Source organism: Paenibacillus sp. DMB5, assembly GCF_001517085.1.
Lineage (GTDB): Bacteria > Bacillota > Bacilli > Paenibacillales > Paenibacillaceae > Paenibacillus_AQ.
On record NZ_LRAC01000109.1, the window covers coordinates 77,695 to 98,395 of the forward strand.

The window sequence follows — 20,701 nt, forward strand, 5'->3', positions numbered from 1 at the left end:
GATCTTCTCCCGTCGTTTGTTAGTAAGGCATAAGCATTACGATATGTACGAAAGGAAATACGATAATCCAGCTGTCGCAGCGGTCAAGAATCCCTCCATGACCAGGCAGCAGCGAGCCTGAATCCTTAATACCGTACACCCGTTTATAGGCAGACTGTACCAGATCTCCAAGCTGACCGAGAACAGCAGCAGACAGACCGATCAGCAGGGCCCGTCCGATAGTCAGCAGATCAGGAGCAAATAATGCGAATAATGCCGAAATGATTACGGAAATAGCTACACCGCCGAGCGCACCTTCAACCGTTTTGTTGGGGCTGATGGCCGGCCAGAGCTTGTTTTTGCCGAAGCTTCTGCCGACAAAGTATGCCCCGGCGTCACTGCCCCAAATGCAGCACAGCAGCAGCAGCGTCCAGAACAAGCCATGGCCGTCGCCGGCAGCCCGGGTGATGCCCATATAGGAAAAGCCCATCCCTATGTATACAATTCCGGTAAACAAAAGTGCGGTGAACCGAATGTCATGTTTATTTTTGCTGAATACCGTAACCAGCAGGAAAACCAGCAGTAACAGCCATACTCCCTGTTCCCATGTCAGCCAGGCGGAAGCATTCAGCAATCCCCAGGGGATCATGAAGCAGACAAGCGAAGCGTAGCCAAGCAGGGCAGTGCCGCTTAACGGAGAGAGCCCTGTCATTTTGACAAATTCATATAATCCGACGAGTGCCATGGCAGTCAGCAGGAGCTGATAGGACCAGCCCCCGATAGCACAAAGCCCCAGAAAAAGCGCTCCGGCCACAATTCCGGTAATGAGTCGTTGCTTCAAAGGTTCCCATCTCCCATCACAGGCTACTTCAATCCGCCATAACGTCGTGTACGGCGCTGATATTCAGCTACAGCCTGCGTCAAATGCGTCTTGTCAAATTCAGGCCAGTAGGCATCCGTAAACCAAAACTCACTGTACGCGACTTGCCAGAGCATAAAATTGCTCAGCCGCATCTCTCCGCTTGTTCGGATCAGCAGATCCGGATCAGGTAAGCCGCCCGACAGCAGTCTGCTGTCAATCAGCTCGGAGGTGATCTCCTCGGGAGACAGCCGGCCGGCCTTGATCTCCTCACCGAGGTCCCGCATACAGTCTTCCAGCTCTTTGCGTCCGCCGTAATTCAGCGCGAAATTCAAGACAAGTCCGGTATTGTGCTTTGTCCGCTCAACAGCCTCTTCCATCGCTTTGCGGGTATGGGAAGGCAGGGCTTCACTGTCCCCCATCACACGTACCTGTACGTTTTTTTCAATCAGTTCATCCAGTTCAAGGGCAAGGAATTCTACAGGCAGCTTCATCAGAAAATCGACCTCATCCTTGGGCCGCTTCCAGTTCTCTGTAGAAAAAGCGTACATCGTCAGGAACTCTACTCCCAGATCATTAGCAGCGATGGTAGCACGTTTTACGGCCTTCATCCCGTTTTGATGACCGACAATGCGCGGCAGACCGCGCCTTTTCGCCCAGCGTCCGTTGCCATCCATAATAATCGCTATATGCCGGGGAATATTGTCAGGTGAGATCTCAGCGGGCTGTTCTTCCTGCCGGTCATTACGGCTAAGCCATGCTTGAATCCGTTTGATCATTTCCGTTTCCTCCAAGCTCTTATCAGAAAGAGACAAACCCCACCATATGCGGAGGGGCCTTGAGGTCTCTTGATTATCATTATACTTCCATAATCTCTTTTTCTTTGGACAAGAGCACCTTATCGACTTCAGCTATGAACTTATCCGTTGATTTCTGAATATCTTCCTGGTGCCCGCGTGATTCATCTTCCGAAATGCCGTTTTTCTCCATCTTTTTGATGTCATCGTTGGCATCGCGGCGGATGTTGCGGATCGCTACCTTTGCTTCTTCGCCAAACTTCTTGGTGAACTTCACCAGCTCAGTACGGCGTTCTTCGGTAAGCGGCGGAATGCTGAGACGGATGATTGTACCGTCATTGGCAGGCGTAAGGCCCAGATCCGACTTCATAATCGCCCGTTCAATATCCGCTACCGATGATCTGTCCCATGGCTGGATCAGCAAAGTCCGGGAATCCGGGGTGCTGATGTTGGCCAGCTGATTTACCGGTGTAGGTGCACCGTAATATTCAACCTGGATCCGGTCCAAAAGCGCTGTAGATGCGCGTCCGGCACGCAGGGTTGCCAGGTCACGCTTCAGGGAAGCAATCGCTTTTTCCATACGTTCTTCGGCATTTTTCTTAACCGTCTGTGGCATTAATCTACACTCCCTTTAACAATCGTTCCGATTCTTTCACCAAGAACGACACGTTTGATATTGCCTTGCTCTGTAATAGCAAACACAATGAGCGGTATATTATTATCCATGCACAGAGAGGAAGCGGTGGAATCCATAACGCCAAGGTTTTTGTTCAGCACATCCATATAGGTAAGCTGCTCAAATTTCTCGGCTGTCGGATCTTTGAACGGATCCGCAGAGTAGACACCGTCTACTTTGTTCTTCGCCATCAGAATAACTTCTGCTTCAATCTCGGCTGCTCTAAGCGCCGCGGTTGTATCGGTCGAGAAGAATGGGTTACCCGTTCCGGCTGCAAAAATAACCACACGGCCCTTTTCCAGATGGCGGATGGCCCGGCGGCGGATGTACGGCTCGGCAATCTGCTGCATGGAAATAGATGTCTGCACCCGTGTCGGAACGTCGATCTGCTCCAATGCATCCTGCAGGGCAAGCGAGTTCATAACTGTAGCGAGCATTCCCATGTAATCGGCTGTTGCACGGTCGATGCCGCTTGCACTGCCGGCGATGCCGCGCCAGATGTTGCCGCCTCCGCAGACAATGGCTACTTGAACACCAAGTTCAACCACTTCCTTAATCTGCTCAGCAATGGAATTAATCATCACTGCATCAATGCCATATCCGTTTTGTCCTGCCAATGACTCTCCGCTAACCTTAAGAACGACTCTCTTAAATACCGGCTGTCCCAATTGTATACCCTCACTTTCTTACAAAAGACGGAACACTAGGTGTACGTGTTCCGTTCTTTTGATGCTTGCCTTTATTCAATTCAAGGATGCTGTATTGCAGCTTATTATTGTTTAACTTGTGCCATTACTTCGTCAACAAAGTTGTCGACTTTTTTCTCAAGACCTTCACCCAGCTCGTAACGAACGAAGCGGCGGATGGAGATGTTTTCGCCAATTGTGCTGATTTTTTCGTTCAGCAGCTGAGCGATTGTTTTGTCCGGGTCTTTAACGAATGGCTGCTCAAGCAGGCAGTATTCTTCGTAGAACTTGCTGATGCGGCCTTCAACCATTTTTTCAACGATTTTCTCTGGTTTGCCTTCGTTCAGCGCCTGAGCTTTCAGGATTTCTTTTTCCTTCTCAACAGCTTCAGCCGGAACTTCTTCACGGCGTACGTACTGCGGGCTAGCTGCAGCAATCTGCATTGCAATGTCGCGAGCGAATTCTTTGAAGGAATCTGTTTTGCCGACGAAGTCAGTTTCACAGTTGATTTCTACCAGTACGCCGATACGTCCGCCAGCGTGGATGTAGGATTCTACAGTACCTTCAGTAGCGATACGTCCAGCTTTGTTAGCTGCTGCGGAAAGACCTTTTTCGCGGAGCAGTTCAGCGGCTTTGGTGATGTCGCCGTTTGCTTCTTCAAGCGCCTTTTTGCAATCAAGCATACCTGCGCCTGTTCTTTCACGAAGTTCTTTTACGGATTTTGCATCTACTGCCATTGTTATTCCCTCCAGGTAATTGTCGTTTTATTCCATTCAAGGCCTTTATCCTAAAAAAAGGGCAGTGAGAGGTTATCCACCTGCCAACCACCCTTTTCATTTAAGTTCTTGTTTATGTCCCGGCTAACTATTAAGCAGTTGTTGTGTCTTCGCCCTGGTGAGCTTCTACAACAGCGTCTGCCATTTTACCAGTCAACAATTTAACGGCGCGGATAGCGTCATCGTTACCTGGAATTACATAGTCGATTTCGTCCGGATCGCAGTTTGTATCAACGATAGCTACGATAGGGATACCCAGCTTGCGTGCTTCTGCAACAGCGATACGCTCTTTACGAGGATCGATGATGAACAGCGCGCTTGGCAGGCCCTTCATGTTCTTGATACCGCCCAGGAATTTTTCAAGACGATCTTTCTCTTTGCGGAGAAGGATAACTTCTTTCTTAGGCAGAACTTGGAAGGTACCGTCTTCTTCCCAAGCTTCCAGCTTCTTCAGGCGGTCAATACGCTTCTGGATTGTCTGGAAGTTAGTCAGGGTACCACCCAGCCAACGCTGGTTGATGAAGAACATTCCAGAACGCTCAGCTTCTTCCTTAACGGAATCCTGAGCTTGTTTCTTGGTTCCCACGAAGAGGATTGTGCCGTTGTCGGCAGCTACACTTTTAACAAAGTTGTAAGCTTCCTCTACTTTTTTAACCGTTTTTTGCAGGTCAATAATGTAAATTCCGTTTCTTTCAGTGAAGATATAACGATCCATCTTAGGGTTCCAGCGACGAGTCTGGTGACCGAAGTGTACCCCAGCTTCGAGAAGCTGTTTCATGGAGATTACTGCCATCTTCACACACCTCCTAGATTTGGTTTATTGTGTGTCTCCTCCGCCGTGTGTCATTTTCCTACAAGACTTTCTTCAGAAGAAAGCACCCCTTGTCGAAATCAACCGGCGTGTGTTTTAACACCGTCAATTACTATAACATATTAAAATACGGGATGCAACGATTAGCAGAAAGTTTTGTGATTTACTGGCACATTCTGCGTTATTTCACGGTTATCAGCTTTTCAATTATGGAGTTTACACTCTCACCTTTAATGAAATTGTAGCTGCCCGATTGAATCTTAGTATTAATTTTCCGGCTGATAGCTGTCTCCAGAAATCCGGCCTGATCAGTAATAACTCCGGCGTTAGCGAGCAGCTGTGCGGTTTGTGTGAGCGTGCTGCCGGCAGGAATCCGCACGGCAATAATGCCTGCTGCGGCAGCCTGCGGGCTGGCCGGAGCCGCTGGTACTTCAGCCGTCCCACTGCTTGGGACCGGCTGGGACGGTGCGGCCGGCGTGCTGGGCTCGGCAGCCGCACTGGGCTGGACCGCAGCGGCCGGGGTTGCTGCGGGAGCAGATGCAGGCGCTGGTGTAGCAGCGCCTGGCGTCTCTGTGCCGCCAGTCTGCTCCTCAGGCGCAGGCTCAGCCACATCCGGCTCAACAGTGGCCTGCGGCTCGGCAGCCGGATCCGTAACGGTCAGGTTAAGTAGTGCAGCCTGCCTGACAAGCTCTTCCCGGGTCAGCGGCGCAGCGCCTCCCGAGAGCATCAGCTGCAGGAGCAGCGCGCCTGCGATCAGACCGGTTCCGAGACCGAGCATGAACGAACGGTTCTTGATCATACCGATTCCTCCTGCTTGGCCAGCTGAAGAATAAGCTGGACTTCTCCACGCTGCAGGCCGGCCGTTTTGGCGATGGAGTCGATGGATTTGCCCTGCTCATGCAGCTCAAACAGCCGCGGATAGCGCAGCTTAATTGAGCTGACCGGCTTCGGCTTCGGTGCTGGAGCGGACTCAGCACCTCCGGAGGCATCGTCTGCCGGCTGCCTGGCTGCATTGTCTTTAGTGAAGGCTGTCAGCTGGAGCAGGCCCTTTTCCTCTGCCGTCAGACGTGCATCCAGCAGCATTGTGGTCTTCTCCAGCCCGGCAACCTGCTCACGGAGTAAGGCTATCTCTTCCTGCAATGCTGCTTTGGTGCTCTGGGACTGTTGCTTGATGCTGCTGACAAGCTGCAGCATTTCTTCGTTTTCGCGTTCCAAGTCTGCCATATAGAGCCCAAGGGCGCCTCGGTATCTTTAAGGCTTTGCTTCTCGGCCCCTTCTTCTTTCCGGCGCGCCGGCAGGATCATGCCATAGACAATAGCTACAGCGCCTACCAGCACAATGTATACCCATGGTTGCAAATGCTTGTTCTCCTTTGCGATTATCTTTGAACAGCTCAGAGACTGAGATCAATTCTGCGCCCTTTATACGGATGCTCTGCATCATGCGGGGTATCCTTGTTCTTCTGGCCCTGACCCGATGACCGATTGCCCTGATCATTTTCCCGTTCCCCGTCCCCCCTCAGCTTCGTTTCTGAAGATTCATCAACGCCGCTCGTACGCTGCGCCTGCTCTGCTGCATGTTTCACATTCTGTCCGGCCAGCATCTGTTGATCGAGCACAGGGCGGTGAAGCAGCTCATTCTGCACTTTCCCTGCATCCGTTGTCCGGGGTAGGGCAATTTGCAATTCCACCGGTTTCAGGCTCATGGCAATCCCCTTTTCACAAACAAAATGTTCTTTTACAGCATAAAGCAATGGCCGGCTGCCTCAGCTGCCCGCCTGTTTAGTTATACGGCGCCAAGGTAATATCGCCATCACTATAGTAAAAAACAACCCGCTCCGTCGGATCCTTCACAAATCTCGTATATCTGCCGATTACGATTTTGGAACCGCCATAAACGGTTTTTACAACCACTACCTTGGCTTTGGTTGTATCCTCGAGCATTTTTTCAATTTCCAGCACACGCTCTTTGATCCGTCTCTCATCACGCATATGAGCCTGCTTGGTAGCATTCAGCTTCACGCGGAGCGCCACCTTGTCCGAAGAAAGCTGCCCGTTGTTAGCCAGCTGATTCAGCAGGTAGAGTGCCTTATCCGTCTTGTCTTCATTATCCAGCAGCTGCCGCAGTTCCTGGCGGAGTTCATTGATCTCGTTACGCAGCTCTGGAACGACTCCAACCTCAACCGCTGTAGCGGTTGACATCGTATTCCCAATAGTCCGGGCTACTACCTTTTCCCCGGCCTGTACAATTCCGCCAACAATCAGACCCTTGGTGCCATTGCATAAAACATCCCGGCCTGCACGGATATTGGAATGCATAATACTCTGGGATACAATGACATCTTCAGCGGCAACCACGTTCCCGTCCTGAATAAAAGATACTTTGACATTTTTGCCGGCGCTGACAAGACCCTTGTTGTACCCGATAATACCGCCTGTTATTTCTATGGATCCGCCTGCAGTCAGCTCCGCACCCTCAACTCCGCCCACAACCCGGATATCACCTGCGGATTTCACAGTGAATCCTGTCAGCACATTGCCGCGGATAACCACTGTACCTACAAAATCAATATTGCCGGTGCTGTAATCCACATCGCCGTTAACCTCATATACCGGAAATACATTGATCTTTCCCTTATCGGTAAGTGTAACCAGGCCATCTATTGCCGCATACAATGCCGTTTCACTCTGGTCAAGCAGCACATTTTTACCGACTTTGAACCGGGCTTCCTTGCCGGGTCTAAAGGGAATCTCTTCTCCAGTAACAGTTCGGCCCTTCTGGCCGGGTACAGGGGGTATCGATTTACAAATAAGCTGGCCCTTCAAAACATTGTTCAGCCGCACCAGATCCTTGTAATCCACCTTGCCGTCTTCCATTTCCAGCGGCTTGCGGTCTTCGTCAAGATCAATAGCCATAACAACCAGCCCGTCAATGCCGTGAACCGGCTCTTCCCCGATAGCGATTGGCACTCTGCTGAAAAAATATTCTTCCGGGTTGCTGCTGATCCGTCTGACAATGTCGTGCTGAATACCGTAACGAATCTCATGACTGTGAAGGAAGCCTTCGAGATCTTCGGCGGAGCAGGAGAAATTCTCGTCTTTCTTAGAAAACTCCAAGTAGGCGACCCCTTTATCCTCCGAAAACGAAATACTTACGTATTGATTCAAAGCATAATGACCTATCAATTATTGCTCCCCCTTGTCACCGTCGTCCGGTTAATCATTTTGCATGAGCAGGTCGCGGTTTTTCTCAAGTGTCCCTCGCAGACGCAAAATAGCTTTTGAATGAAGCTGCGAAATCCGTGAAGGCGATAATGACATTACCTCGGCAATTTCGCTCAAAGAAAGATCTTCATAATATAAAAGGGACACAACGGTCCGTTCTTTCACCGTTAGTTTTTCGATGCCTTTGGTGAGTGTATCGCGCAAATAGAATTCATTTACTTTACGGTCCGGATTTTTGGCTTTATCGTCCACCAGTATGGACATCCGTGTTTCCGACTCTTCTTCGCGGATCGGGTCTTCCAGAGAGCAGAGTGACATGACAGCCACATCCTGCAGCATATTTTGAAACTCCGTCTCCGAAATGTTCAGATGCTGGCTCATTTCCTCATCACTGACTGATCTTAAGTATTTCTGCTCCAGCTGCTGATAAGCATCCTCGATTTTTTTTGCTTTTTCACGAACGGATCTTGGAACCCAGTCACTTTGGCGCAGCGAGTCAAGAATGGCTCCACGGACGCGCCAGGATGCATACGTCTGGAACTGCAAACCGCGTTTGTAATCGAACTTCTCAATAGCATCTATAAGCCCCATTACACCATTGCTGGCCAAATCATCTTTGGATACATTTTTGGGCAGTCCGACAGCCAGACGGCTGGAGACATAATCTACAATATGGAGGTAATTCTCAATCAGCTTTTTTTTGGCTTCAGGATCACCGTGCTCTTTCCACTGCTCCCACAGCCCGTCTGTTACTGATTGAGAAGCTTTTTGCTCGTTCAATGGCTTTCACCCTTCCCAAAGTTTAGTCAGCGGACACCCTGCGGGCATGAAAACCGTTTCGCCGCAGGCGCTCGCTTATTCTTCTTTCAGGTGACGAACGGCCTTGGCCAATTCTTCAGGATCCTTCATGGAGACCAGTTTGGGCGGCTGCAGCGGGGTAAAACCTTCACTGCTTCCGCTCTCCTCTGGCGGCTTCTGTTTCAGCAGATTTATTAATTCCTCATCTTCATCAGGTGTGCTCAGATCGAACTTGGCACCCAGTGCTTCATTACCGCCGGCCTGCTCGCCGCTGTTATCACCCGATGCAGATTGTTTAACAATAAAACCCAATACCCATCTCAGGAAGAAAGCAAGCACAAACCACAGAATAAATCCGTAAATCCCGCGAATCAGACTCGTCCCAAGCAAATTGTGCCCGTAATTTGTTAGAAAGGTAAATACAAAACCAATCAGTCCAGACAAAAGGCTAATTATAATTTTTCCCATCGCTATATTTCCTTGGTGCCTTTTTGGACACTCCGGATATGAAGCACCCCGGTGCTGCAGGCAATTTCAATCGTACGGCCGAAATTCCCGCCCGTATCCTCAGCGATAAGAGGAATTTGGAGCGCCTCCAGGGCCAGCTTGCAGGATTCCACGTTACGAGGCCCGATCCTCATGGTGTCATTCCCCCCGGCAAAAGCAAACATCTGTGAGCCGCCGGCCATCTTGGCTACGATCCGGCTGCGGACCGCCCCCAGTGCCAGCAGGCGGGACAGCAGCTCAGGAACGGCAGTATCTGCAAACTTGGCTATGTTAAGCTGCCCCTCCCGGGCAATCTCTGACGAAGGAAGCATTACGTGCGCCATCCCCGCCAGTTTTTTGCCGGGATCGAACAACGTAAGACCCACACAGGAGCCAAGACCCGTCGTGCGGATCAGACTGTCCTGGCTGCCTACATTAAGATCTGCCATTCCTACTTTAATAATGCTTTGTTCCTCAATCATTATCAAACGGTACTCCTAAGGCTTTGAAAATTTCGGGAATGATTCGGGATCCGGGATAAGGAAAAATTGGCCTTCGATTTCATTTTGCCCTTCCAGGAAGGTTGTATCAATGAGCAGCGCATCATCCCCCATCTGGCCGAACTGCAGCAGCCCGTAACCGAGAATGGCCCCCGCCATATCCATAGCCAGCGCAGGGACAGTCGGATACATCGACAGTGAAGTGAAATCTGCAAGCGAAGAGAGATAAGAACCTGCGAGTATATTGCCGATCTCGCTCAGCGCGGAGAATTCCATCTCCCCGAGCTCCTGATCCGGAAGAATCTCAATTCCTGCAATCCGGTTGAGGAGGCTGATCGCCGCATCCGGAGCTAGAATGAAAAAGAGATTGCCCGGCGCTTCCCCTTCAACACGCAGGAACACCGCATAGACGAGTTCTTCGGCTCCGCCCACCTTATCGGTGATTTCCTCAAAGTTCAATAGCTGAACCTTGGGTACTGCCATATCAATCGGCTTATTCAGGAGCTGGGATAACGCGGTGGCTGCGTTGCCGGCTCCAATATTACCGACTTCTTTTAGTACATCCATCTTGAAATCCTTGAAGTTCTTAAACAGCTCCATCGACTATCCCTCTAGGCTTTCCAGTTGCACAATTTCATTCTTATTCAGCACCTCAGACAAGTTAAGCATAATCAGGAGACGGTCTTCTCCGATTTTGGCCACCCCGTCCAGATATTTCGCCTTAATCCCGCCCACAACCTCAGGAGGAGTGTCGATAGATTCACGATTTAAATCAATGACATCATTAGCGGAATCTACGATAAATCCGACTTCCATCTCATTAACATTGACGATGATTACACGGGTCTGATCCGTGTGCTCCGCCTCCTGAATTCCAAAACGGCCGCGCAGGTCAATCACCGGAATAACCACACCGCGCAGATTGATTACCCCTTTAATGAAGGCATACGTTTTGGGCACCCGGGTAATCGGCATCATACGCTCGATCGTCTGGACCTTATCCACTTCAATGCCGTATTCTTCAGATCCTAGCTTAAACACAATTACTTTAATATCTTCAGCCATGGAATGAACCTCCCTGTTCTATCCTGATTATTTTATAAATGCGTTCGGATCAATAATAAGGGCAACTTGTCCGTCACCGAGTATGGTCGCGCCCGAGATGCCTTGAACCTCCGGCAAATATTTGCCGAGATTCTTGATAACAATCTCATTTTGTCCGATAAAGTCCTGAACAGCCAGAGCAGCTAGGCGTTCGCCCTTGCGGACAACCACAATTTCTGTCTCCTCTTCCGTGCTTTCATCAAAATCCGGTATGGCATAGAACTTGCTTAGCGAGAGCAGCGGAATATGGCTGTTGCGGAACTCAATCATCCGGGTTCCGTGAATCGTGCGGATCTGGGTCTTTTTCACAATCCCTGTCTCGACTATCGACGAAAGCGGAATAGCATATTTCTCTGATCCGATCTTCACAAGCATCGCTGCAATGATGGACAGGGTCAGCGGAAGCTGTACCGAGAAGTTCGTTCCTTTGCCTGGCGTCGAATAGACAACCACGTTGCCGCCTAAAGAAGTGATTTTCGATTTTACAACATCCAGTCCAACTCCGCGACCCGAAACATCGGAGATAACCTCTGCTGTACTGAAGCCTGGTGCAAACAGCAGCTGAATCGCCTCATCGTCAGAATAGCCGGCAGCCTGCTCCTGTGTGATAATGCCTTTCTTGATAGCTGACTGCAGGATTTTCTGCGGCTTGATGCCCGCACCGTCATCCTCGATTTCAATAAAGACATGATTTCCGCTGTGGACGCCCGCAGATTAACTGTCCCTGTCTCCGGCTTGCCTGAAGCAGTCCGGTCCTGGACCGATTCAACACCATGGTCCACCGCATTGCGCAGCAGATGCACCAGCGGATCGCCGATTTCATCGATTACTGTGCGGTCAAGCTCGGTTTCAGCGCCGGTAATAATCAGATCGATTTTTTTATCCAGCGATTTCGCCAGATCCCGTACCATCCGCGGGAAACGGTTAAATACAGTATCTACCGGAACCATTCGCAGCTTCATGACAATGTTCTGCAGATCGCCGCTGACCCGGCCCATGTGCTCAACCGTTTCGGTAAGATCGCTGTTCTGCACCTCTGAAGCAAGCTGTTCAAGGCGCACCCGGTCAATCAGCAACTCGCTGAACAGGTTCATCAGCACATCCAGGCGCTCTATATCGACGCGGATCGTCCGGGAAGGTGCCCCGCCTGTACGGGCAGGTGCTGCTTTGGCTGCGTTCTCTTCCCTGCCAGCAGGTGCTGCCGGAATGGAAGCGGCAGGCGCAGCCTGAGCTTCTTGCACAGGAGCAGGGGCTTCGGCGGTTGCCGCAGCCTCCAGAGCCATCTGGGCAAGCGATTCCTGATCAAGGGCTACCGCTGTTACCGTGTCGATTTCAGATACATTCATAATCATCGACTTCATCTCGTCGGCACCCTTTTGGGTTATGTAATAGAGAGAGAAGCTGTGATCGAACTTCTCCTGCTCTATATCCTGAACCGAAGGGAAGGATTTGACCACTTCTCCTGAACGCTCCAGGAGATCAAAAACCATATATGCCCGTACTGCTTTGAGCTGACAGTCCTTGCGGATTGCCACGTCAATATACAGTACTGATGCCCTTCCTGCAGCGACTGATCCAGAACCGAATACTGGAATTCATCAAGTGTGATCTGGAGCTCGGCCGAGCTTTGGGCCGCCGCCGGAGCGGAAGCAGCTCCGCCAGCTGCCGGAATTTCACCGCGGACAATAGCCTGCAAGGCAGAGACAATCGCTGTGACATCGGCCTTGCCTTCCCCGCCTGCCGTAATATCCTGCACCATGGATTCAAGGGCGTCCAGGCTTTTGAACAAAGTGTCAAAAATAAAATCCTGCATCCGCAGTTTATTGTTGCGCACCAGGTCAAGCACATTTTCCATCTGGTGGGTAAGGGAAGCCAAATCCTCAAATCCCATTGTGGCCGCCATACCCTTTAGGGTGTGCGCAGAGCGGAAAATCACCTGTACAATACTAATATCTTCAGGATTTGCTTCCAGCCCCATCATGCTCTCATTCAATGACTGCAGATGATCATTTGACTCATCAATAAACATGGATAAATATTGATTCATGTCCACTAACGAGCACCTCCCCTTCGAGTTCGCTTTTCCTTATTTAACTGCCTGTACCAGCCGCGGTGCAATTTCCTGCAGCGGCAGCACGTATTTCACACATTGCAATTCCACCGCAGAACGCGGCATTCCATAGACGACGCAGGTTTCTTCATTCTCGGCAAACGTCGAGGTTACACCTGAGTCGTGCAGAGCCTTCATCATTCTCGCACCATCGCTGCCCATCCCGGTCATTATGACCGCATGCCGCTCAAGGTCCGTAAGCGGTAGGAGGGATTCGTACAAGGTATCCACCGAAGGCCGGTGTCCGTTACGGGCTTCCTCCGTTGTAAGCTCAATCGCATATTGCCCGCCGGCTGCAGGGACAACCTTGAGATGATAGCCTCCCGGAGCAATGTATGCTGCTCCCTGGCGCAGAATCATACCATGTTCGGCTTCCGCCACTTCCAGCGGACTGAACGTATTCAGACGCTGGGCCAGTGATTTAGTGAAATTGGGCGGCATGTGCTGCACAATCACTATCGGCGCAGGGAAATCTGCCGGGATATTCTCAAGAAACGTTTTGAGCGCCCGCGGTCCGCCTGTGGAGCAGCCGACCGCAACCAGCTTGCGCAATCCCTTCGTTCCAGGTTTGCGTTCCCCCCCCGAAGCTGGCGGCTCAGAGCGCGGAACGGAAGGCAGTTCTGGCAAGGGCTGTACCGTATCAGGCTGCTTGCGGTTCTTCGGCCGCTCGGATGCAGCAGGTTTAAGAGGAGCTGCCGGAGTCTTGGGCAGATTCCGCGTGGTGCTTATCCCGGATTTACTTGTATCCGGCAGCTTCGTGCCGGCATCCTGGACAGGCTGCTTAGGCTTGTCCACTGCAGGCTTAACGGGCACTTCCGCCGTTCTCTTTGGAAGCCCGGGCTTGCGTACCGGAAGCTCCGGCACAGCCGGCTTGCCGGTATTCACCGGCCGGGCGGATCCGGCAAGATTATGTCAGGTGCGTTCAGGGAAGCATTTCTCGCCTCACGCTGCTCACGGGCCAGCATAGCTCCCTTCATCTGCTCTATTAGCGATAAGCCAACCGCTATAATATCCTGGGAATTCGTAATCGACGGTTTGCGGATAAAATCGAAGGCCCCTGATTCGAGTGCCATGATCGTTTCCCGCATTCCCTCTTCGTTAATCCCTGACAGCATAATGACCGGCAGCGGATGATTGGCCATAATGACCTTCAGAGCTTCAAGGCCGTTCATCTCCGGCATTTCCACATCCATCGTTACCAGATCAGGCTGGAGCTCGTTCACCTTGTCTACCGCTTCACGGCCATTCGCTGCTGTAGCAGTGACCTTGAAGTCAGGATCATTTTCGATTAAATCGGATATGATCTTACGCATAAATGCGGAATCATCCACAACCAAAACTTTATAAGGCCTCATAGCACTTCCACCTCTGTTCATCTAATTCTGAACAATTACTGTTTTCGCTTCAACCACTTGTTGATAAATCCCCTGATGCCCTGTACCTTGACTGCTTCCACCGGTTCGGCGGACAGGTAATTGAGGGCAAGCCGTTGCACGTCTTTGGCTGCTGCACTGTTCGGAAAAGCCACTGAGAATGGAACTTGTTTCTTGACTGCCTGAACCACATGCACATCACTGCTGATAAAACCGAGAAAAGGGATATCCAGCTGCAGAAAGCGGCTTGCCGCCATACGTATTTTGTCGCCGGTGCCTCTGGCTTCCTTTTCATCCCCTGCCTGGTTCACAATCAGCTTGAAGGATACGTCAGGATGAGAATTGTGTACAACTTTCATCAGTGCATAAGCATCCGTAATTGCGGTTGGCTCCGGTGTTGTAACCACCAGACAATCATCGGCGGAGGTTATAAATTTCAGCGTTTCCTTGGAAAGCCCGGCGCCAGTATCAAACAGGATGAAGTCCATGGTGTCGGCAATCCGGGCGATCTGTGATGTAAAATAATTAAGGTCAGACTCGGAAAGGGAGAACAGCTCATCCATGCCTGAGCCGCCTGCAATAAACGGCAGATCACCGGGCCCGTTCTGGATAATCTGAGCAATATCTACTTCTCTTTTTAGCAGGTGGTACAGATTATATTTAGCCGTAACTCCCATGAGCACATCGATGTTGGCCATCCCGATATCCGCATCGAACAAAAGCACCCGTCTGCCCATCGCTTTAAGCGCCAAAGCGAAATTCAGCGTGAAATTGGATTTCCCCACCCCACCTTTCCCGCTGCATACGGTAATAATCCGGGCCGAAGGACGTCTCCGGGCTCGGGCTTGGAATCCCGGCTGGATACCAGCTGCCGCAAAGATTGTGCCTGATCCATCAGGAGCCCCCTGTTCCCAGCAGCATTTCACTGAGCTGTTCTTTGGAAGCCATCAGCAGATCATCCGGAACATTTTGACCGTTGGCCAGGTATGACAATTTAAGCGGAAAGTCATTTAATACATTAAACAGCGGACCGTAGCTTCCTGTCTCATCCAGCTTGGTGAAAATGACCTTATCCAGCTGGTAGCGGCCGAAATGCTCGGCAATCAATTTCATATCCCGGCTTTTGGAAGTCATACTGAGCACCAGGAAGGTCTCACTCTTTAATTCCTTGGCAAGCAGGCTCTGGAGCTCCGCTACAAACATTTCATTACGGTAATTGCGTCCAGCCGTATCCATTAGTACCAGGTCACAGCTTTCCAGACGGAACATGGCTCTTTGCAGATCTCCCGGCGACTGTACTACCTCCAGCGGAATATTCAGAATGGCAGCGTATGTACGCAGCTGCTCCACTGCAGATATCCGGTAGGTATCGGAGGTAATAAGTCCTACTTTACGGCCATGCTTGAACAGCTGCTCGGCTGCCAGCTTGGCAATTGAGGTAGTTTTGCCTACACCGGTCGGTCCGGCAATATAGACGATTCTGGTATCCGGAGCAATCCCGCCGGCAATTCTTCCAGCCAGGAACTCATTTATCTGCTCGCGCAGCTTCTTCCCAAACTGGTCAGCCGTCCAGGTCCGCCCATCTTCATTCCAGCGGTCATAAATATTGCCGATCCACTCCTCTATGAGCACCGCATCGGTATCCTGGTCGATCAGCTGACGCTTAAGCTCTTCCAGCATCTGAGGCAGCTCGACACCGCTTGATGAATAACGGGCAATCCGTTCCATCCATTGTTTCATGTCCCTGATCTCGCGTAGTACATCGCTTTCCAGGGCTGAGGAAACAGCCGGATCAAGCCCTGCGTCAAGACTTTCGTACAATGTCGACAGTGAACCTTTGGATTCCTTGGATTGTACAGAAGGCATAGTCTCGTCAGGCTTAATCTCGTTCTGCTCCTCTTCAACCGGCGGCATCACGGCCACCGCCCCTCTTGCCTCCTGGGCCTCGGACAGTGCCGCCGCAACTTCGGCGTAAGAATTGGCAGCAGGCCTTTCCTTGACAGGCGCCTGTGAGGCACTGGCTGCCTTCTGGTAAGCCTGGGGCACAGCGCTTCGCGGAATGCTTGGAGGCGCTGGCGGAGCGCTGCTTGCGGCGGCAGCTGGCTTGCGTGCCTCTTCAACCGCGGCTACCACCTCTATTTTCTTTTTCTGAAACATTCCCAAAAAACCGCCGATTTTAATCTCTTTGGTACTGAGGATTACAGCATCGCTTCCCAGTTCGCTGCGGATGGAATGCATCGCGTCAGGCATCGTGTCGACCACATAACGCTTTACCCTCATAAGTTCACCACCCCAACGCTTTGAATTTCAATATTAGGCTCCAGTTCACTGTATGATAATACTGGAATGTCCTGCATCGTCCGCTCGATCACCTGGCGCAGATACATCCGGATGGTCGGGGATGTCAGCACAATCGGCTGCTGGCCGGATTGAAGAAGACGGTTAATCTGTTCAGTAAGTCTTTGATAGACCGTTTGTGTGGACACCGGATCAAGAGCCAGATAACTGCCCTGCTCGGTCTGCTGGACGCTTTCTGTAATTTTCTTTTCCAGATTGGGTCCGACTGTAATGACCCGCAGGGTTTCTCCCGTCTGGGAGAACTGCTGGGTAATCTGTCTTGAAAGCGACTGGCGCACATATTCCGTGAGTATATCCGGATCTTTGGTATAAGTACCGTAGTCAGCCAGCGTCTCGAATATCGTGACCAGATCACGGATAGAGATTTTTTCGCGGAGCAGCTTGCCCAGCACCTTCTGAATGTCACCGATAGCAAGTACCGAAGGCATAAGTTCATCAACCAGCACAGGATAGTTCTCACGCAGGTTGTCCACCAGCTGCTTCGTTTCCTGACGTCCAAGCAATTCATGCCCGTGGCGTTTAATCAGCTCTGTCAGATGTGTAGCTACAACTGAAGGCGGATCTACGACGGTATATCCGGACAGCTCAGCCCGATCCTTAACCGTTTCGTCAATCCACAATGCCGGAAGACCAAATGAAGGTTCGACAGTTTCTATACCGTTAATTGACTCATCATCATACCCGGGACTCATGGCAAGATAGTGATTAAGTAATAATTCACCGCCGCCGACGGTATTTCCTTTAATTTTTATGACATATTCATTCGGTTTTAGTTGAATATTGTCGCGGATCCGTACAACAGGAACAATAAGCCCCATTTCCAGGGCACACTGACGCCTGATCATAATAATCCGGTCAAGCAGATCCCCGCCCTGTGAAGTATCAGCCAGCGGAATCAGCCCATAGCCAAACTCAAATTCTATAGGGTCAACTGACAGCAGATTGATCACACTTTCCGGACTGCGTACTTCTTCAATCTGTTTCTCTTCAACCAGCTGTTCATCAGCGATCTGCTTTTTATTAGCCCTCTGTCCCATACTATAGGCCGCATAAGCCAGAAGTCCTGCGAGTGGCAATGTGGACATTACAGTAATAGGGGTAAAGAAACCAAGGAAAGCGATCGTTACTGCCACGATGTAGAGAAGATTTGGATACGACATTAGCTGACCTGTGAGGTCTTCGGCCAAATTTCCGTCCGATGCGGCTCTTGTAACTATCAGACCGGAAGCAGTAGAAATCAGCAAAGCGGGAATCTGGCTTACAAGACCATCGCCGATGGTCAATACCGAATATGTTGACAAGGCTTCGGAAAAATCCATGCCATGAACAACCATTCCGATAATAAAGCCGCCGATTAAGTTAATTAACAGGATGATAATACTGGCAATTGCATCGCCTTTAACAAATTTACTCGCACCATCCATCGATCCGAAAAAGTCTGCTTCGCGCTCTATTTTGAGGCGGCGTTCCTTTGCCTGCTGCTCGTTAATCATCCCGGCATTCAAATCGGCATCAATACTCATCTGTTTTCCGGGCATTGCATCCAGGGTAAAGCGGGCGCCTACCTCGGCAACGCGTTCGGAACCTTTAGTAATAACTATAAATTGTACTACAACCAAAATAAGAAACACGATAAATCCGATGGCGATTTGTCCGCCGGCGATCCAGCTGCCGAAGGTTGCAACAACTTCACCTGCATGGCCATCTTTGAGAATCAGCTTGGTTGTAGAAATATTCAGTGCCAGACGAAATAGCGTTGTTATCAACAATAAAGAAGGGAAGATGGAAAATTGCAACGCTTCCTTATTGTTCATAGCAACCAGAATAATCATGAGAGCCAATGAAATATTAATAATGAGCAGTATATCCAAAAGCCAGACCGGGATAGGCAGAATCATCATAAGCACAATGCCTATAATGCCCATCAAAACTGATATATCTCTAGCTTTCAATGTCCGTTACCTCCCCCGGTTATTTCCTTTTACCTTTTAACTTGTATACATAGGCCAGCACTTCGGCAACCGCCTGGAACAGATCTTGGGGGACTACATCCCCGATTTCTGCCCTTTGGAATAAAGCCCGTGCGAGCGGCTTGTTCTCCATCGTTGTAACACCATGTTCCTTAGCTAGCTCCCTGATCCGGAGCGCAACATAATCCTGGCCTTTGGCAACAATCTGCGGAGCCTCCATAGTGGAACCGTCATATTTTAATGCTACTGCAAAATGAGTAGGGTTCGTAATAATTACATCTGCATTGGGAACCTCCTGCATCATGCGCATCATAGCCATTTTACGTTGGGCCGCTTTGATCTTCCCCTTAATCTGGGGATCACCCTCCTGATTTTTGTATTCATCCTTAATTTCCTGCTTAGACATCTTTAGACTCTTCTCATGCTGGAATCTCTGATAGATATAATCGAAAATAGCCAGAACCAATAGAACAGATCCGATTTTGAGCCCCAGATTCATCGTCATCTTTGCCGCATAACGGTAGGCTCCTTCTGCATCAACATGAGTAAGTGAAGCAATACTGTCCCTCTCACCCCAAAGAGCGCTGTATACCAGGTATGCAACAATCAGCAATTTAAACACAGATTTGAGAAATTCCACAAATGATCTCATCGAGAAAATATTCTTAAATCCGCTAATCGGATTTAATTTGCTGAATTTAGGAGTGATTCCGGTTGTAGTATAAAGGAAACCTACTTCAGCATAATTAACGACTAAAGCAGCTACAAGGATAATAATCAGAAGCGGAGCCAATAAAATCAGAATCTGTATCCCGTACTCATTAAACATTTTGATAACATTGTCCGAAGTGACTTCCATCAGCATACGGTTCTTTAAAACATCTGTATAAAGTGTTATTAAACGTTCCTTCATATAGCTTCCAAACGAAATCATACTTATCAATGCAGAAAGCAGGACTATAGCACCGGACAGCTCAGCACTTTTGGGAACCTGACCTTGTTTGCGGGCATCTGAACGTTTTTTCCCTGTAGGCTTCTCGGTCTTGTCTCCTCCAAAGAGCTGGAGATCCAGTTTATATCTTCTTACTTCATGCATATCACATTCTCTCCTCACAGTTACCTAAGGACTCTTCCTCAAGAGGACGAGCAAATTCTGCATAGACTCAAACATGATGTCGTAAAGATTCTGAAACAAATAAGCAAGGCCCGGCATAAGGATAAGAAATAATGCAAGGCCTATAATGATTTTGAGCGGAACTCCAATTACAAACACATTATATTGCGGGGCTGTCCTTGCCAGGAATGCCAATCCTACATCAGTAAGAAACAAAGCTGTTACCAACGGAGCTGACATTTGAAAAGCTAACATAAAAGATTGTGCGAAACTGCGAACCAGGAAATCAGAAAGGCTCCCGTCCAGCATTTTAGAAAATATGATATTGTCAATAGGCACCCAGTCATAGCTGTAGACAATGGCATTAAGCAAATGATGATGACCATTCATGATCACAAACATGGTCAGCGCAATCATATATTTGAAGTTACCAAAAATCGGAGCAGACGTGCCAGTGAGCGGATCTATTACGTTAGCGATGGCAAAGCCGATTTGGATATCAATAAATGAACCGGCTGTTTGAATCGTCATAAACATTAGATAACCGATAAATCCGAGCAGCAGCCCTATTAACACTTCTCTGATAATAAGAATGATGTAGGTCAGGTCCTGGGGAACAGTTATTCCCGTCCCGCCTGAGCTAAATATGATCATGGACACAAAAAAAGACAATCCGATTTTGAATTGTAACGGTATACTGCGCGAGGAAAAGACCGGAACAACAACAAAAAAGGAGGTAATTCGACAAAAAATCAGCAGAAAGACAGGAAAACTTTGCAGCAGAGTCTCTATGTTCATGAGCTTAACCGATATACATATAGAGATTGCCCAAAATTTGTCCGGTAAAATCTACTAGTTTGGTAATAATCCAAGGTCCAAACAGCAGCAAAGCGAGCAGCACGGCAACAATTTTCGGGACAAAGGCTAAGGTCTGCTCCTGAATTTGCGTTGTCGCCTGAAAGATACTGACGATCAGCCCCACCACCAGACCAAGGATCAGCATGGGGGCACTTGTTTCAAGTATCAAATATACAGCCTGACCGGCTATACCGATGATAAACTCCGCATTCATCCCCGTTT

The 20,701-nt window shown here is 49.7% G+C and carries 21 protein-coding genes and 3 pseudogenes; all 24 read right to left on the reverse strand.

Annotated features, from left to right (window positions below; genetic code table 11):
• Positions 1-19 precede the first annotated feature (19 nt).
• Positions 20-820 (reverse strand): phosphatidate cytidylyltransferase, encoded by an 801-nt coding sequence (locus AWJ19_RS11990; protein WP_068723970.1) that lies wholly within the window; start codon positions 818-820, stop codon positions 20-22.
• A gap of 23 nt (positions 821-843) precedes the next feature.
• Complete coding sequence (locus tag AWJ19_RS11995; protein ID WP_068723971.1) at positions 844-1,617, reverse strand: isoprenyl transferase; 774 nt, start codon at positions 1,615-1,617, stop codon at positions 844-846.
• A gap of 79 nt (positions 1,618-1,696) precedes the next feature.
• A complete protein-coding gene (gene frr, locus AWJ19_RS12000; RefSeq protein ID WP_039874210.1) occupies positions 1,697-2,251 on the reverse strand; it encodes a ribosome recycling factor in 555 nt (184 codons plus the stop codon).
• Positions 2,251-2,979 carry a UMP kinase gene (gene pyrH / locus AWJ19_RS12005; protein ID WP_068723973.1) on the reverse strand — a complete coding sequence of 243 codons (729 nt, stop codon included), beginning with the start codon at positions 2,977-2,979 and terminating at the stop codon, positions 2,251-2,253. The genes frr and pyrH overlap by 1 nt, the downstream gene beginning before the upstream one ends.
• A 104-nt stretch (positions 2,980-3,083) precedes the next feature.
• Positions 3,084-3,734, reverse strand: coding sequence for a translation elongation factor Ts (gene tsf / locus AWJ19_RS12010; protein WP_068723975.1), 651 nt, complete (start codon positions 3,732-3,734; stop codon positions 3,084-3,086).
• 130 nt (positions 3,735-3,864) lie between these two features.
• Positions 3,865-4,566 (reverse strand): 30S ribosomal protein S2, encoded by a 702-nt coding sequence (gene rpsB, locus AWJ19_RS12015; RefSeq protein ID WP_039874217.1) that lies wholly within the window; start codon positions 4,564-4,566, stop codon positions 3,865-3,867.
• A gap of 199 nt (positions 4,567-4,765) precedes the next feature.
• Complete coding sequence (locus AWJ19_RS12020; protein WP_068723977.1) at positions 4,766-5,383, reverse strand: endolytic transglycosylase MltG; 618 nt, start codon at positions 5,381-5,383, stop codon at positions 4,766-4,768.
• Positions 5,380-5,808 carry a hypothetical protein gene (locus AWJ19_RS12025; protein WP_082707847.1) on the reverse strand — a complete coding sequence of 143 codons (429 nt, stop codon included), beginning with the start codon at positions 5,806-5,808 and terminating at the stop codon, positions 5,380-5,382. The genes AWJ19_RS12020 and AWJ19_RS12025 overlap by 4 nt, the downstream gene beginning before the upstream one ends.
• A gap of 169 nt (positions 5,809-5,977) precedes the next feature.
• Positions 5,978-6,289, reverse strand: coding sequence for a hypothetical protein (locus tag AWJ19_RS12030; protein WP_068723979.1), 312 nt, complete (start codon positions 6,287-6,289; stop codon positions 5,978-5,980).
• Positions 6,290-6,365: 76 nt separating this feature from the next.
• Positions 6,366-7,769: a FapA family protein gene (locus AWJ19_RS12035; RefSeq protein ID WP_068723980.1), complete on the reverse strand. Its 1,404-nt coding sequence runs from the start codon at positions 7,767-7,769 to the stop codon at positions 6,366-6,368.
• A 30-nt stretch (positions 7,770-7,799) separates the two neighbouring features.
• On the reverse strand, positions 7,800-8,588 hold the full coding sequence (locus tag AWJ19_RS12040; RefSeq protein WP_068723982.1) for a FliA/WhiG family RNA polymerase sigma factor: 789 nt from the start codon (positions 8,586-8,588) through the stop codon (positions 7,800-7,802).
• Positions 8,589-8,663: 75 nt separating this feature from the next.
• Entirely contained in the window at positions 8,664-9,074 is a 411-nt protein-coding gene (locus AWJ19_RS12045) for a hypothetical protein (RefSeq protein ID WP_068723983.1), read from the reverse strand.
• Between the two features lie 2 nt (positions 9,075-9,076).
• On the reverse strand, positions 9,077-9,574 hold the full coding sequence (locus AWJ19_RS12050; RefSeq protein WP_068723985.1) for a chemotaxis protein CheD: 498 nt from the start codon (positions 9,572-9,574) through the stop codon (positions 9,077-9,079).
• Positions 9,567-10,192, reverse strand: a pseudogene (locus AWJ19_RS12055) (chemotaxis protein CheC). Before AWJ19_RS12055 ends, AWJ19_RS12050 begins: the two are co-directional and overlap by 8 nt.
• A gap of 3 nt (positions 10,193-10,195) precedes the next feature.
• The gene (locus tag AWJ19_RS12060; protein WP_068723987.1) at positions 10,196-10,657 is read right to left on the reverse strand and encodes a chemotaxis protein CheW; all 462 of its coding nucleotides are present in this window, start codon (positions 10,655-10,657) and stop codon (positions 10,196-10,198) included.
• Between the two features lie 27 nt (positions 10,658-10,684).
• Positions 10,685-12,749, reverse strand: a pseudogene (locus AWJ19_RS12065) (chemotaxis protein CheA).
• Between the two features lie 33 nt (positions 12,750-12,782).
• A complete protein-coding gene (locus AWJ19_RS34045; protein WP_347231106.1) occupies positions 12,783-13,691 on the reverse strand; it encodes a chemotaxis protein CheB in 909 nt (302 codons plus the stop codon).
• A complete protein-coding gene (locus AWJ19_RS37585; RefSeq protein ID WP_068723989.1) occupies positions 13,688-14,161 on the reverse strand; it encodes a response regulator in 474 nt (157 codons plus the stop codon). The genes AWJ19_RS34045 and AWJ19_RS37585 overlap by 4 nt, the downstream gene beginning before the upstream one ends.
• 35 nt (positions 14,162-14,196) lie before the next feature.
• Positions 14,197-15,077, reverse strand: a pseudogene (locus AWJ19_RS12080) (MinD/ParA family protein).
• Complete coding sequence (flhF, locus tag AWJ19_RS12085) at positions 15,074-16,459, reverse strand: flagellar biosynthesis protein FlhF (protein WP_068723991.1); 1,386 nt, start codon at positions 16,457-16,459, stop codon at positions 15,074-15,076. Before flhF ends, AWJ19_RS12080 begins: the two are co-directional and overlap by 4 nt.
• Positions 16,456-18,489 carry a flagellar biosynthesis protein FlhA gene (flhA, locus tag AWJ19_RS12090; protein ID WP_068723992.1) on the reverse strand — a complete coding sequence of 678 codons (2,034 nt, stop codon included), beginning with the start codon at positions 18,487-18,489 and terminating at the stop codon, positions 16,456-16,458. The genes flhF and flhA overlap by 4 nt, the downstream gene beginning before the upstream one ends.
• Positions 18,490-18,508: 19 nt before the next feature.
• On the reverse strand, positions 18,509-19,603 hold the full coding sequence (gene flhB / locus AWJ19_RS12095) for a flagellar biosynthesis protein FlhB (RefSeq protein ID WP_068723994.1): 1,095 nt from the start codon (positions 19,601-19,603) through the stop codon (positions 18,509-18,511).
• A 24-nt stretch (positions 19,604-19,627) separates the two neighbouring features.
• On the reverse strand, positions 19,628-20,419 hold the full coding sequence (gene fliR, locus AWJ19_RS12100; RefSeq protein ID WP_068723996.1) for a flagellar biosynthetic protein FliR: 792 nt from the start codon (positions 20,417-20,419) through the stop codon (positions 19,628-19,630).
• Positions 20,420-20,423: 4 nt separating this feature from the next.
• Positions 20,424-20,693 (reverse strand): flagellar biosynthesis protein FliQ, encoded by a 270-nt coding sequence (fliQ, locus tag AWJ19_RS12105; RefSeq protein ID WP_068723998.1) that lies wholly within the window; start codon positions 20,691-20,693, stop codon positions 20,424-20,426.
• Positions 20,694-20,701: the final 8 nt, after the last annotated feature.